The 14,491-nt window shown below is 53.2% G+C and carries 14 protein-coding genes and 1 tRNA gene; 4 read left to right on the top strand and 11 right to left on the bottom strand.

Translation table 11 applies throughout. The features are described 5' to 3' along the window. Positions 1–246: 246 nt before the first annotated feature. The 6 genes from ASD60_RS17250 to queA form a co-directional block, all read right to left on the bottom strand. Positions 247–798 (bottom strand): glycine zipper 2TM domain-containing protein, encoded by a 552-nt coding sequence (locus ASD60_RS17250; RefSeq protein WP_056855159.1) that lies wholly within the window; start codon positions 796–798, stop codon positions 247–249. A 118-nt stretch (positions 799–916) separates the two neighbouring features. Beyond that, complete coding sequence (secF, locus tag ASD60_RS17245; protein ID WP_056855158.1) at positions 917–1,831, bottom strand: protein translocase subunit SecF; 915 nt, start codon at positions 1,829–1,831, stop codon at positions 917–919. 9 nt (positions 1,832–1,840) lie between these two features. Next, positions 1,841–3,709, bottom strand: a complete 1,869-nt coding sequence (gene secD, locus ASD60_RS17240; protein WP_056855157.1) for a protein translocase subunit SecD — start codon at positions 3,707–3,709, stop codon at positions 1,841–1,843. A 64-nt stretch (positions 3,710–3,773) separates the two neighbouring features. Continuing rightward, a complete protein-coding gene (gene yajC / locus ASD60_RS17235) occupies positions 3,774–4,109 on the bottom strand; it encodes a preprotein translocase subunit YajC (protein ID WP_007956696.1) in 336 nt (111 codons plus the stop codon). A gap of 43 nt (positions 4,110–4,152) precedes the next feature. Beyond that, positions 4,153–5,268, bottom strand: coding sequence for a tRNA guanosine(34) transglycosylase Tgt (tgt, locus tag ASD60_RS17230; RefSeq protein WP_162250580.1), 1,116 nt, complete (start codon positions 5,266–5,268; stop codon positions 4,153–4,155). 14 nt (positions 5,269–5,282) lie between these two features. Further along, positions 5,283–6,347, bottom strand: a complete 1,065-nt coding sequence (queA, locus tag ASD60_RS17225; RefSeq protein WP_056855155.1) for a tRNA preQ1(34) S-adenosylmethionine ribosyltransferase-isomerase QueA — start codon at positions 6,345–6,347, stop codon at positions 5,283–5,285. A 107-nt stretch (positions 6,348–6,454) separates the two neighbouring features. Here queA and ASD60_RS17220 point away from each other — a divergent pair. The 4 genes from ASD60_RS17220 (at position 6,455) to ASD60_RS17205 (ending at position 10,831) form a co-directional block, all read left to right on the top strand. Beyond that, positions 6,455–6,539, top strand: a tRNA-Leu gene (locus tag ASD60_RS17220). A 149-nt stretch (positions 6,540–6,688) separates the two neighbouring features. Beyond that, positions 6,689–7,018, top strand: coding sequence for a hypothetical protein (locus ASD60_RS17215; RefSeq protein ID WP_056855154.1), 330 nt, complete (start codon positions 6,689–6,691; stop codon positions 7,016–7,018). 295 nt (positions 7,019–7,313) lie between these two features. After that, a complete protein-coding gene (locus ASD60_RS17210; protein ID WP_056855153.1) occupies positions 7,314–10,031 on the top strand; it encodes a hypothetical protein in 2,718 nt (905 codons plus the stop codon). Between the two features lie 488 nt (positions 10,032–10,519). After that, the gene (locus ASD60_RS17205) at positions 10,520–10,831 is read left to right on the top strand and encodes a DUF3077 domain-containing protein (RefSeq protein ID WP_056855152.1); all 312 of its coding nucleotides are present in this window, start codon (positions 10,520–10,522) and stop codon (positions 10,829–10,831) included. A 174-nt stretch (positions 10,832–11,005) separates the two neighbouring features. On the opposite strand, the gene ASD60_RS17200 is transcribed toward ASD60_RS17205, so the two are convergent. The 5 genes from ASD60_RS17200 to ASD60_RS28895 form a co-directional block, all read right to left on the bottom strand. After that, the gene (locus ASD60_RS17200; RefSeq protein ID WP_056855151.1) at positions 11,006–11,752 is read right to left on the bottom strand and encodes a hypothetical protein; all 747 of its coding nucleotides are present in this window, start codon (positions 11,750–11,752) and stop codon (positions 11,006–11,008) included. Positions 11,753–12,119: 367 nt separating this feature from the next. Next, positions 12,120–12,485 (bottom strand): hypothetical protein, encoded by a 366-nt coding sequence (locus ASD60_RS17195; protein ID WP_056855150.1) that lies wholly within the window; start codon positions 12,483–12,485, stop codon positions 12,120–12,122. After that, on the bottom strand, positions 12,482–13,459 hold the full coding sequence (locus ASD60_RS17190; protein WP_056855149.1) for a hypothetical protein: 978 nt from the start codon (positions 13,457–13,459) through the stop codon (positions 12,482–12,484). The genes ASD60_RS17195 and ASD60_RS17190 overlap by 4 nt, the downstream gene beginning before the upstream one ends. Before the next feature lie 10 nt (positions 13,460–13,469). Next, a complete protein-coding gene (locus ASD60_RS17185; protein ID WP_056855148.1) occupies positions 13,470–13,958 on the bottom strand; it encodes an Hcp family type VI secretion system effector in 489 nt (162 codons plus the stop codon). A 346-nt stretch (positions 13,959–14,304) separates the two neighbouring features. Beyond that, on the bottom strand, positions 14,305–14,475 hold the full coding sequence (locus tag ASD60_RS28895; protein WP_156386278.1) for a hypothetical protein: 171 nt from the start codon (positions 14,473–14,475) through the stop codon (positions 14,305–14,307). Positions 14,476–14,491: the final 16 nt, after the last annotated feature.

Genomic DNA, 14,491 nt, shown 5'->3' with positions numbered 1-14,491 from the left:
GGAATGCTGGCGAACCGATCTGACATTCACCATTGATATCGACTGTTAGACCGCGATCGCCAGCAAGCCGGCTCCTACAGAGGCGGAATGCTGGCGAACCGATCTGACATTCACCATTGATGTCGACTGTTAGACCGTGATCGCCAGCAAGCCGGCTCCTACAAGGGGGATTGGTAGTGATTCAGAAATTGCGGATACAAAAAAAGCACCCCGCAGGGTGCTTCTTTTTTAACCGACCTCAGCGCTTCACTGAGCCGCCTGATTCTCCGACAAGACCAACTTGCCCTCTTTATCCACAGGGATCTGGTTGCCTGGATCGCGATCCATGCGCACCTTGCCTTCCTTGCCGTCCAGCGAATAACGCACGTCGTAACCCACAACCTTGTCGCTGATGTCATTCACCGTATTACAACGGGTTTGGGTCGTGGTGTAGGTGTCACGCTCCTGCATGCCCTCCTGAACCTTGTTACCGGCATAACCACCACCGACCGCGCCCGCAACCGTGGCAATCTTCTTGCCAGTGCCGCCGCCGATCTGGTTACCCAGCAAACCGCCTGCCAGCGCACCTACCACTGTACCGGCGATCTGGTGTTGATCTTTCACCGGCGCTTGCCGGGTGACCGTGACGTCCTTGCACACTTCACGTGGAGTCTTGATTTGAGTCTTCACCGGCTCAACAGCGAGTACTTGCGCGTACTCAGGACCGTTATCTTTAACCAGGCTGTAGGTGGCCACAGCACCCCCGGCAGTCACACCGACAGCACCCAATACCGCACCAACCAGCATCGACTTGTTCACATGAACCTCCTGACCATCACCCGCGGAACATGTCCACGCTTCTCCCAGCCTTGGAGCATAAAAAAAGGCGCGAGTTCAACTCGCGCCTTTTTCGGCTGACAGCTGGAAACGATGGCCGTTATGGACGGTCGTCGACTTCCTTCTCGGTATTCGCCGGAGGAATCAGGTCTTCAGTGCTCAGGTTCAGCCAGATCAGCACCACGTTGGCGATGTAGATCGACGAGTAGGTACCCGCCAGAACACCGATGAACAGGGCAATGGAGAAGCCGAACAGGTTGTCGCCACCGAAGAACAGCAATGCTGCGATCGCCAGCAAGGTGGAGATCGACGTCGCCATGGTCCGCAGCAGGGTTTGCGTGGTCGAGATGTTGATGTTCTCGATCAGGTTGGCCTTGCGCAGGACCCGGAAGTTCTCACGAACCCGGTCGAATACCACGATGGTGTCGTTGAGCGAGTAACCGATGATCGCCAATACCGCCGCCAGCACCGTCAGGTCGAAGGTGATCTGGAAGAACGACAGGATACCGATGGTCACGATCACGTCGTGGATAAGCGAAACGATCGCACCGACCGCAAACTTCCACTGAAAGCGGAAAGCCAGGTAGATCAGGATGCCGCCCAGCGCCATCAGCATGCCGAGGCCGCCCTGGTCGCGCAGCTCTTCACCCACCTGCGGGCCGACGAACTCGACACGCTTGACCGTTGCCGGGTTCTCGCCACCGACCTTCTGCAAGGCCTCGGCGACCTGGTGCCCCAGTTGCGGGTCTTCGCCAGGCATACGCACCAGCAGATCGGTGGTCGCACCGAAGTTTTGCACGATGGCTTCGTGATAGCCGGCAGTCACCAGCTGTTCACGCACCTTGGTGACGTCGGCCGGACGCTCGTAGGTCAGCTCGATGAGCGTACCGCCGGTGAAGTCCAGGCCCCAGTTCATGCCCTTGGTGGCGACGCTGAACAGGGCCAGCACGGTAAGGAACAATGTGACGCCGAACGCGAAGTTGCGAACGCCCATGAAGTTGATTGTACGTAACATGGCAGCCCCTTAAATCCACAACTTCTTGAAGTCACGACCGCCGAAGATCAGGTTGACCATCGCGCGGGTCACCATGATGGCCGTGAACATCGAGGTAAAGATCCCGAGGGACATGGTCACTGCGAAGCCCTTGACCGGGCCGGTGCCCATGGCAAAGAGGATGCCGCCGACCAACAGGGTTGTCAGGTTGGCGTCGAGAATCGCAGTAAATGCCCGGCCGAAGCCTTCGTTGATTGCACGCTGCACGGTCATGCCGGCGGCGATCTCTTCACGAATCCGCGAGAAGATCAGCACGTTGGCGTCGACCGCCATACCCATGGTCAACACGATACCGGCGATACCCGGCAGGGTCAGCGTTGCACCCAGCAGCGACATCAAGGCCAGCAGCATCACCATGTTCACCGCCAGCGCGACGGTGGCGATGATGCCGAAGAAGCGGTAGATGGCGATGATGAACAGCGAGACGAACAGCATGCCCCACAGCGACGCATCGATACCCTTGGTGATGTTGTCCGCACCCAGGCTCGGGCCGATGGTGCGCTCTTCAGCGAAGTACATCGGCGCCGCCAGACCACCGGCACGCAACAGCAGCGCCAGTTCGGACGATTCGCCCTGGCCGTTCAGGCCGGTGATACGGAATTGCGCACCCAGCGGCGACTGAATGGTCGCCAGGCTGATGATCTTTTTCTCTTCCTTGAAGGTCTGCACCGGCACGTCTTTCTCGACGCCGTTCACCACTTGCTTGGTGTAAGTGGTCACAGGACGCTGCTCGATGAAGATCACCGCCATGCTGCGACCGACGTTCGAACGGGTCGCACGGCTCATCAGCTCGCCGCCGTGGCCGTCCAGACGAATATTCACTTCCGGAGTGCCATGCTCGCCAAAGCCAGCCTTGGCATCGGTTACCTGGTCACCGGTGATGATCAGGCCACGCTCGATCAGTGCCGCTGGACGATTGCCTTCACGGAACTCAAAGGATTCGGAAGTGGCTTTCGAAGCACCCGGCTCGGCCGCCAGACGGAACTCGAGGTTGGCCGTCTTGCCGAGGATACGCTTCGCTTCTGCGGTGTCCTGCACGCCCGGCAACTCAACCACGATACGGTTGGCGCCCTGACGCTGAACGATCGGTTCGGCAACACCCAGCTCGTTGACGCGGTTACGTACCGTGGTCAAGTTCTGCTTGATGGAGTATTCGCGGATTTCCGCCAGCTTGGCCGGGGTCATCGCCAGACGCAGTACCGGTTGACCATTGAGGTCGGCCGGAACAATGTCGAAATCGTTGAAATTCTTGCGGATCAGGCTACGGGCCTGTTCGCGGGTCGCTTCATCACTGAAGCCCAGCTGAATGGCACCATCGAGTTGCGGTAGGCTGCGATAGCGCAGTTTCTCTTTACGCAACAGGCTCTTGACGTCGCCTTCGTAGACTTTCAAGCGTGCGTCGAGGGCTTTGTCCATGTCCACTTCCAGCAGGAAGTGCACACCACCGGACAAGTCCAGACCCAGCTTCATCGGGTGCGCGGCGAGGTTGCGCAGCCATTGCGGGGTGGTTTGTGCCAGGTTCAGCGCGACGACGTAGTCATCACCCAATGCCTTGCGCACGACGTCCTTGGCTGGCAACTGATCCTCAGCCTTGGTCAGGCGAATCAGCCCGCCCTTGCCGCCGGCAGCCAGCGTGGCAGCCTTGACATTGATCCCGGATTCCTTGAGCGCAGCGCTCACACGGTCCAGATCAGCCTGATTGACCTGCAGTGCTGTGCTGGCACCGCTGACCTGAATGGCCGGGTCATCAGGATAAAGATTGGGAGCGGAATAAATCAGACCGATCGCCAGCACCGCCAGGATCAGAATGTATTTCCACAGAGGATATTTGTTCAGCATCACGCCGCCCGTTTATGACGCGGGGCGCCTTGCGCGCCCCGTCGATTGAAAATGAAGATGAAACTTAGATCGCTTTCAGCGTGCCTTTTGGCAGCGTGGCGGCGATGGCGCCTTTCTGGAATTTCATTTCGACGGTGTCGGAAACTTCCAGAACCACGAAATCATCAGCCACTTTGGTGATCTTGCCGGCGATACCGCCAGTGGTCACGACTTCGTCGCCTTTCTGCAGGCTGCTCAGCAGGTTTTTCTGCTCTTTGGCGCGCTTGGCCTGTGGACGCCAGATCATCAGGTAGAAGATGACCAGGAAGCCGACCAGGAAAATCCACTCGAAACCGCCGCCCATTGGGGCTGCCGCAGGTGCAGCAGCGTCAGCCATGGCATTAGAGATAAAAAAGCTCATTTAGCACTCCAGTTGCAAATGTTGAATCTTGGGGTCAGAAAACTCAGTCCAAAGGCGGAACAGGTAACCCGCGTTTGGCGTAGAAGGCATCGACAAAGGCGGCCAATGTACCCTGTTGAATAGCCTCGCGCAAACCAGCCATAAGCACTTGATAATGACGCAAGTTATGGATGGTATTAAGCATGCTTCCCAGCATTTCGCCGCACTTGTCCAGGTGATGCAGATAAGCGCGGGAGAAGTTCTGGCAGGTATAGCAATCGCAGGTCGGATCGAGCGGCGAATCATCATGGCGATGGAACGCGTTTCGGATCTTCAGCACACCAGTATCAATGAACAGATGCCCGTTGCGGGCATTACGGGTTGGCATCACGCAATCGAACATGTCCACACCGCGGCGCACACCCTCAACCAAGTCTTCGGGTTTGCCAACGCCCATAAGGTAACGAGGTTTGTCAGCCGGCATCATGCCCGGCAGATAATCCAGCACCTTGATCATTTCATGCTTGGGCTCGCCCACCGACAAACCGCCGATGGCCAGGCCGTCGAAGCCGATCTTGTCCAGGCCTTCCAGGGAGCGCATGCGCAAATCCTGGTGCATGCCGCCCTGAACGATACCGAACAGCGCCGCTGTGTTGTCGCCATGGGCGTTTTTCGAGCGCTGAGCCCAACGCAACGACAATTCCATGGAAATACGGGCGACGTCTTCGTCAGCCGGATACGGCGTGCATTCGTCGAAAATCATCACGATGTCGGAGCCCAGGTCGCGCTGGACCTGCATCGACTCTTCCGGGCCCATGAACACCTTGGCGCCGTCGACCGGGGAAGCGAAGGTCACGCCCTCCTCCTTGATCTTGCGCATGGCACCCAGGCTGAACACCTGGAAACCACCGGAGTCGGTCAGGATCGGGCCTTTCCACTGCATGAAATCGTGCAGGTCGCCGTGCTTCTTGATCACTTCCGTGCCCGGGCGCAGCCACAGGTGGAACGTGTTGCCCAGAATGATCTCGGCACCGGTCGCCTCGATATCCCGTGGCAGCATGCCCTTGACCGTGCCATACGTGCCCACTGGCATGAAAGCCGGGGTCTCGACGGTACCGCGCGGGAAGGTCAAGCGACCACGACGAGCCTTGCCATCAGTGGCCAGCAGCTCGAAAGACATACGACAGGTGCGACTCATACTGTTTCCTCTGGGCCCGATTCTTTAGGGGCAGTCGGCGCAGGATTACGCGTGATGAACATCGCATCACCGTAGCTGAAAAAGCGGTACCCGTTGTCGACCGCGGCCTTGTAGGCCGCCATGGTCTCGGGATAACCGGCGAACGCCGAAACCAGCATCAACAGCGTGGATTCGGGCAAATGGAAGTTGGTGACCAAGGCATCGACCACATGAAACGGCCGGCCAGGGTAAATGAAAATGTCTGTATCGCCGCTGAACGGCTTGAGCACGCCATCGCGCGCGGCACTTTCCAGCGACCGCACGCTGGTGGTCCCCACGGCCACCACACGACCGCCACGAGCACGGCAGGCGGCAACCGCATCGACCACGTCCTGGCCGACTTCCAGCCATTCGCTGTGCATATGGTGGTCTTCGATCTTCTCGACCCGCACCGGCTGGAACGTACCCGCGCCAACGTGCAAGGTCACGAACGCCGTCTCGACGCCCTTGGCGGCAATCGCCTCCAGCAGCACCTGATCGAAATGCAGCCCCGCCGTCGGCGCCGCCACCGCGCCCAAACGCTCGGCGTAGACGGTCTGGTAACGCTCGCGGTCAGCGCCTTCATCCGGGCGGTCTATATAAGGAGGCAACGGCATGTGCCCGACACGGTCGAGCAGCGGCAACACCTCCTCGGCAAAGCCCAGCTCGAACAACGCATCGTGCCGCGCCAGCATCTCGGCCTCGCCACCGCCGTCGATCAGGATCTTCGACCCAGGCTTGGGCGACTTGCTGGAACGCACATGGGCCAGCACGCGATGACTGTCGAGCACCCGCTCCACCAGAATTTCCAGCTTGCCGCCGGAAGCCTTCTGGCCAAACAGCCGCGCCGGAATCACCCGGGTATTGTTGAACACCATCAAATCGCCGGGGCGCAAATGCTCCAGCAAATCAGTGAATTGACGGTGTGCCAGGGCGCCGCTGACCCCATCCAGGGTCAACAGGCGACTATTGCGACGCTCGGCCAAAGGATGGCGGGCGATCAGCGAATCAGGGAGCTCGAAAGTAAAGTCAGCAACGCGCATGATGGGGTTCGTCTAGCAGGGCCGGGAAGTCTAGCGGAAATATCAAAAATTCTCCATGTACCTGATTGACCGACGGTTATCTCATCTCTATACTTCGCCGCCATTGAGCCCTGATGGCGGAATTGGTAGACGCGGCGGATTCAAAATCCGTTTTCGAAAGGAGTGGGAGTTCGAGTCTCCCTCGGGGCACCAAAATTAAGAAAGGTCTTGCTTAGCAAGGCCTTTTTTTTCGCCCGCAGAAAAGCACCGGCCCCCACCGCCATCCTGTGGGAGCTGGCTTGCCAGCGATGCTTTTGATCTCCCTCACCCTCGGTCAGTAAAACACTCATCAAGGATTCCCCATGGAATTGCACCTGGAAACCCTCGCCCTCTTCTCCCTCAAACTGGCTTACGAATCGGAAGGTTCAAGCCCGATTTTGCGTGATGACCTGGTCATGGGCGATTACCAGCGCGATGTGTTTGAGTTGCTGGTGCGACGAGGGGATGTCGAAGGGATTCAGGTGAAGGTGGGGGAATGTGTGGGGTTGGCGTTGGAGGCGGTCGGGGGTGTGGAAAAGCCGTTGGGGCGGGAGTTGGGGAGGTTGGCGGGGGAAGTTGCTGGGGTTCGGGGGATGGAGGAGCTTGGTGCTCCGCTCGTTGCGCTTAAGGAATATCTGAAAGACATTCAATGAATGAAGGCGAGCCGCCTGAAAACCGGCAGCGTCCTATAGCAGGACCGACATTAGCCCCCTTCTTTTATACCCAATAATAAAATCCGTCCCCTTTTCCGTCCCACACGCACACTTTTTTCAGCCAAAAAATTAACGCAAACTCCGCAATGGACGATTGCATGGCAGTTTGCTACGTTCATCCGCAGACTTGTAGGAAAAATCACCACCGAACTGATTGGGCTCCAAGATCCATGCTGAACGCTCAATGAAAAATTTTGCGCGTCACGCCCATCACCGGAATAGACCAAGGATTGTGATGACAACAAAAACTCAAAAAACATTATGGGTCACAGGTGTCCAACCGGTAGAAGTTGATGGGAGTCGCTATATCCCTACAGCTCTAATGTACGGAAAGGATGGAACTACAACTTTCGGACTACCCGCCTCCTCTTCCACCTCAGGAATACTGAACAATAACTTTAAAATCGATTTAGGCGACATCTCGCCAGGCTCTCCAAGCCGTAAATTATTTCCAACAGAATCCGGCTCCGAAAAAAGCGCCTATGAGCTTAGCAAAGATTTTATTGAACTATCCTTAGCATCGATAGAAAAAGAGTTAAACCCCGAAAACAAAACCAAAATACCAGCAAAAATAATTGTTGCAGAACCTCTAAATTTTCAACTTCAAGAAAACTATAAAGCATGGGTTCAAAATTATCGAGGCAACATACGCCGCATACTCAGCAGATATGAAGAAGTAGAGTTTCTCCCAGAACCTTTTGCCGTTTATCAATACTACCGGTATGGTCAACGAATACCACACCTACAGGAAAACGCTAAACACATCGCCCTAGTTTTAGACTTTGGAGGCGGAACTTTTGATGGATGTATAATCGAATCCACAAACAAAGGAGACATCAGCTTAGCGGGTAAACACTCCAAGCCACTGGGCGCTGACTCAGTACCGCGCGGCGGCTTCTACATTAATCAATGTATCGCAGAATACCTAATAAAAAGAAATATAGACCCACGCAACAAAGCAGATGCTGACAGCTGTATTAAAAACCACCAAAGGATTCGCACCGGCGAACTCGACATTGCAAGCCTCAGTGACAGAAAGCAGACATTCCTAAAAAATTTCCGCCACTTAATACATTTATGCGAACGTTATAAAATTGACTTGGTATCTTCGGTAAAGAACTGGAGCTTACACAATGAAGCATACGAAAGAATTAGCATTACTTTACCGAAAGACCCGTTCACTAACGAACCATGGATCCAAGATGAGCTTTTCGCACAACAACTGCGGAACATTTTTATTGAAAAAGTGTGGGACCAGCACCTAGCCAAGGTGATAAAAAAAGTATTTAAACTCGCCGAAACCGAATTAATCGGCAAGGAAATTACTACCGCACTAATCTCAGGGGGATCATCCAACATCCGATGGCTGCTAGAGTTGCTAAAGAGAGATTTTGAGAGCGATCTTTCCGGGGCCGAACCAATACCCATTAGCCAATCATTCCAAGAGGTTGTTGCTACCGGATTAGCCATTGAATGTGCCCGCAGATATTATGAGGAACAGTCGGAGTTTGTTGGCGTCACTTATAATCCAATACGGCTAAAATTGGATCCCGACAATAAAGGATTTGAGACCAACAAAACTTTCATCTCCGTAGGCGACAAAGTAGACATGAAAGGTGCAAAACCTACGGACTTGATGCCCTCCGCGCTAGCACTCAATAATTTTATTAACGAACCTCTCCAGTGGAAGATCAGACTTAATAGCCCTCCTAAAAATCATCTCCGGTATGAATTTTCTAAACCTTCAGCCTCTGGCGAGGACGATGTATACAACGCAGAGTCCCAAATTGTCCACACTAGGGAAAACAAGCAATTTGACTCATCCGTAACTGTCCAACTGGTGGTAAGCGAAGATGGGACTGCGAAACCAACGTTCATATACAAAATACCAAATTCAGAGTACGGAATATCGGGTAACATTGTTGAAGGAAAAGCTTTCGCCATTGACATGACTGCCCCCACAAGCAACATCAGCCCATCAGCCAATTATATCGGGTATGATTTCGGCACCAGCTGCTCCGCGATATGCATGATCACCCAAGACCAAGTAAAGACTACAAATTTACGAACAACCAAGTCTACTTGGCTAGAATTAAGCGATGCATTATCGAAGCTTCCTTATCCGGTTGCGTATCCTTTAAGAAAATATCTAGATGTAAAAAATTCCAGTCAATCCACAACGGTTGCACGTGAAGCATTTGAAGCAGCACTCGCTTTTCTCGCTTATTCAGCTGCTGCAGAAGCTCTATCACTAAAACCGTCAGAGCGCTTTTTCAAAAGTTTCCAACATCGGTCCATGGGCCCCCTAAAAGACCTTCTTATTAGATCGATTGAGCACGGAGGTAAAGACTTAATTTTTTGCCTCCGACTTTCCGAAATATTACCCAAGCATTTAGATCAACTAGAAAGAGCAATTTTAGACTTCACTCAACACAAACATGAAAAGCTCGCGGACGATGCTTTCGATAGTCATAGCTACCTCTTCCTCATCATAAACCTATGCCTTGAAATTATGAGAGGACGGAAATTCGGATATGCGTCAGAAACGCGACCTATGCCATTTAATCCTGGAAATTTCGTAGGTCTATTCAAAGTTGCGAATGACATCCAACCTTTCATTGAGTCGCTGGGATTTAGCTCACAGATTCATCTTGCTCGTGAGACACCTATCATACTAGACCCTGAAACTGGTGTAGGGTTATCGCTATTTCCGTTGGTATTTTGGAGTGATGATTCGGAGATCTCCTCAGGATTTGAGTGTTACTGGTTTGATAAACCGATCGAAAAAGACAGTAGCTCTAACTTTGTTAAGCCCTGCAGCCGAAAAAAAGAGACACTGGCAAATTCAATCAACCCATACTTAGATGAAGCAATTGATAACATGGTTAAAAAAGGTTGCTTACCTTTTGGAAAAGTAAACATTCGGATAGATGAAATATCTACAGATGTTTAAAAAAGCTGTGTGGTAGACGTTCACAATCCTCGAGCAAGCTCTTCTGGGCCTTCCTCGAAGGCGCTTCTCCTAAGTAATCGTGAGAGATAGCAAAAGACGTGTGGGGTGGGGCGGAGGTTGCAAGAACGGGACCTGCACGATACCCTCCCACCGTCGCTGCCAATTCAGCGACCGGGTGTGGTAACCCGAGTTATTCAAGGCGCAACAGCGCCCCAGTCACGTCATCAGGCGCTTTTTTTCTGCCTGCAGCGTGAGTCATGGCGGCTGTGCGTGGGACGCCCTCGGGCGTGCCGGTTTCCTTGATTCCCGGTTTACCACCCTGCGCACAGCTGTCACCCATTCGTGTGGTAACGAACGTGGCAGCTCCTCATATCAAGGAGTTGGATAATGCGCAGTATCAATCCGTTTGAAATTTGGCTTTTCCCCCTACGCAATCCCCAATCGCGTACTCCCCTCCCCCATTGCCTCTCCATCTTCGGAGATGGCCAATGACTGACCAATCTGAACTCAAAACCATCGGCCTGACACCGGCCATCTACTGTGCGGATCAAGCGCTGTTCCATGTCACTCGTGATGTTCCCCTTGGGGATGCGTTGGCGATGGCTTCTGATTTTCTGTTTCTGGCCAAGGCGTTGAGCAAGGATGCGGCTTATGCCAGGGATACGGACTATCACGCCTGGGCTGCGCATTACCTGACTTCGATGAGTAAGGCGTTGGTGGATGATGCGGTGAAGGTGCTGACGCGGGATCGGGGTTGTGCGGCGGTATCCAAGCGGGCGGGGGCGAAGGCTGAGGGTTAGTGGTTGAGGCCTGTGGGTGTGGTTTGTGAGGGTGGTGGCTGGTTCGGCATTTTTGTTGACTGAGCGGACGCTATCGCTGGCAAGCCAGCTCCCACAGGTATTGCGGTGGGCTGTCGGGGGTGGTTGGGCTGGCGGTATCGCCAGCCATCCTGCGCTGAAGAAATGTCCTACGGGTTACTTCAGCGCTTTTACGACGCGAACGTCGATGGGAAAGCCATCCGCACCGGCCAGTTTCTTCCATCCCACGTACTGAAAAATCCCTTCCTGATCAATGAAGTCGCCTCGCTCCACGGTTTCACCGCCCAGCACGGCGACGTATTTGTAGACGCCGCAGCTGCCATCGGAACGATGGACGGTGTACACCACATAGGGTTTGACGTATTGCGCGGCGCGGAAATGGCGGCCGCAGCCAAAATCGACTGTGATCATCAAGGTCTTCAGATTGTCTTCGCCATCCAGCTCGGCGTGCTGGTCGAGGGCGCCGACTTCGCCGACGTCGGTGAAGCCCATAGAGCGAGCACGTTTGTATTCCGGTGAGTTCAGGTGCTCGGTTTGGGCTTGGCGGAAATGCTGATCCATCGCCTCGTCGTTTTCAGCACCGCCCTTGGCCGCTAGGTCTTTGGCTTGGGAGACGACGCTTTCACAACGGGCGTAATCGGGGGAGCCGAGGCTTGGCTGGGCCAGGTTCTTGCGGTGTACCGTAATGGTTCGCAGAAAACCCTGGATGTTGGGCAAGACATCCATGGCCAACTTGCGCCCGTTCTGTACATCGGTCACATCCCGCTGTAACTGCTGGCAATCGGAGAGGTAGGTTTTCCAGGCGTATTCCGGGGATTCTTCCCAATCGGCGAGTGCCGGGGTCATCACGACGGCGAAAGTGATCGCGCAGAACAGACGCGAGGCTGGAGCGAGAGTGCGCATGTGTAGTCCGTTACAGAGTTGAGGGCAGTGGCGCGACGCTACTGCTTTGTCATTTTGCTGTCCACTGGCAGCCAAGGGGACAGACTCGGACGAAGAAGTGGGACAGATTTATTTCTCAAGCGGAAGAGGAAAATAAATCTGTCCCCTTTTACGTGTGAATCAGCTACTTTTTCAACCGCAGTCGAAAAACACATTTAACTATAGAGTAGTTGGAAACTTACATCCAAGAAAGGAACAAGAAAGGGGCCAGATTTATTTCTCAAGAAAAAATAAAATTACTCCCTTTTAGCGGTCCACTTTTAGCGTTAGTGTCGTCCACTTTTTAGCATCCAAAGATAATAAGCACGCTTTTCACTACATGCTAAAATCAAACGACCAAAAGCCAAAAAACAAACGCAAAAAAAAGCAACATTCCAGCGGTAATCCAGAGTGCCAACAGCTTTCTCTTTAGGCTTAATGGCAAATTCAACAACTCATCCTTTTCAATTAGACCACGCCTCTCGCAAAGTTTAGGACATAAGAACATCAATGCCACCGAACCGTTTCTCACCGGCTTACCGAGCAATCCAAACCCAGACAAAGCCTTACGATTACTCGCTACAAACTTACTCTTATCTAAATAACTCTCTATCAACTCAGTAAACAGATAAGAAAACACATACATCCAACATGAAGTCACCATTGCGAAAAAAATTATGAAAACCCCGATACCTGCCAGTACAATCTCACTCATTGTTGCAATGACTCATAGACCACTTCACCTACCCATTCTCCAGCACTCTCGCCAACTTCGCCTCCAGCCCACGCACCGAGCCCACCGCCAATCACAGCACACCCCAGCAATCCGGCGCCACCTGTAACGAAACCGATAGCAACAGCACATCCGAACGTAGCCACCATACTACCAACATTGCCTCCCAAGCTTCCTAATGCAAGACTTCCAGACAACTTACCACCCTCAACATATTTAGCTTTTCTGCATTCCGTTTCGCGCCCAGTCGTGCATGCAGTGTAGATAGACGTTCCAGCTCCAGCCACACTGAGACCAACACCCAGATAAGTACCTTTTTTCATGAGATTCGAAGCTTTCGCCACTCCATTAATAGTGTCGGCATAACCTGTAATCACCCCTGAGTGCAAATAGCTTTTCGTGGATATCCCAAGCATATTTTTTATCGAGCCTTGATTACGCAGGCCCGAGCCGTATTTAGCAAAACCTTCCAATTGATGATCAAGCTGTTTAAATAGAAACTCGCGCTTCGTCAAAAACTCATTTCGAGCCTGAGCCGTCCCACTTCTAATGTGATAACGATGAGCCGCTTCGATCTCTTCAAGAGTTTGCTTGATACCATCAAGGTGCTTACTCCAAGCACTGCCAACGCTACCTATTCCAATAGATGAATACCCAAGCGCTCTTGTTATGAGTTCATGATTCTCTAATAGAAATCCATCACTTTGCATTCCATTGACCATGAGTGCCAAGTGGATTTCAAAGGCCTTCTTCATGTAGAACGCTTCTTCAGCCGTACACGACGGTGTTGAATTATCACCTACGATTACCAGCTCGCCTGGCAGTACCACCGAATTGACAACATGTGCATTCAACACATCGAATTTTGACATCGAGTTCTTGCCAAGCTGCAAGGTCGATTTCAAATAGGAATAAGGTTGCATTCTTGAATTTATAAAACTATAGGTCTCTGACATGGATGGCACCTCAGCAGTATTTTTTGTTGCTGATGCGATCCCAACCACCCGCCACATTACCTCCGCCAGCACCGTCCGTTCTTTTTTGCTGGATATAGATCGTTTTAATCCGCCCATAATTCAAGCTGATGCTTTCGGTAGGTACACCTTCATTTGCGGCTTGTGCGTAACTTGAAATGATGACTTCTTCCAGCACAACTTCGAAGTACTTCTGCTTCTCGCCTCCAGCGCGATGCAGGGTCAGGACGACTTCTTTTAGATGGTCCCCTGCGCAACTGGCCTCTATGAGCTTGCAACTGGACTTGTCCAGATTCTTGGTGAATGTGAAGTCGCTAACGGTCGTGCGCCCCGATGAGGCACCGCCTGCGGAACTGGCAGTAGACGAGGCTTCCTGGTGAGTGCTGAAACTGTACCCGGTAATTTCTATCCAGTCCTTGTGTTGGTCATCAAGCGCTTCGCCTGGAATACCTTCGATTTTGACGTAAGCGTCGAACGCCATGTGACCGTTCCTTGCAGTAGTTGTTTATCAAACTTACAGGAGAGAATTTACGTATTTCGGAACGAGTATTCGCTCATTCGGATATCGTTAAACTGACGATTCGGACCTTTCCTATTTTGTAATGGCTGGCGGGATGTAGGATGTTTCCGGCGTCACTACCTTTTTCTTCGAGGTTGGTGGTGGTTCGGCTGGCGCTATCGCGAGCAGGCTCGCTCCTACATTTGGCGTGCGCGCCCGATAGACATCAGGCGCGCACGTCCATGGGTCAATGCCCCCGCGCCACTCTCATCTAGACTCAATAAGAGGTCGTAGGCAGAACCAAACACGTCGCTTTGGTGCAGGTCATTCAATAGCGGCGTGGCAAGCTGCCTTTTATGCCCAGTCGAGGTGCGGCGAAGACCGTGCCGGGCACAACAAGATGCCCGCTCAGGGTGCCCTGGCCAACGGCCTGAATTGCCACGATACCGTGACGTGGTGTAAGTGCCGCAGCCGACACTTTCGGACGACCGACAGCCATCTGGTTTGTCCGTGAC

Origin of the sequence: Pseudomonas sp. Root562 (assembly GCF_001427125.1) — a bacterium.
Lineage (GTDB): Bacteria > Pseudomonadota > Gammaproteobacteria > Pseudomonadales > Pseudomonadaceae > Aquipseudomonas.
This window is presented reverse-complemented; position numbering and strand designations above follow the sequence as displayed.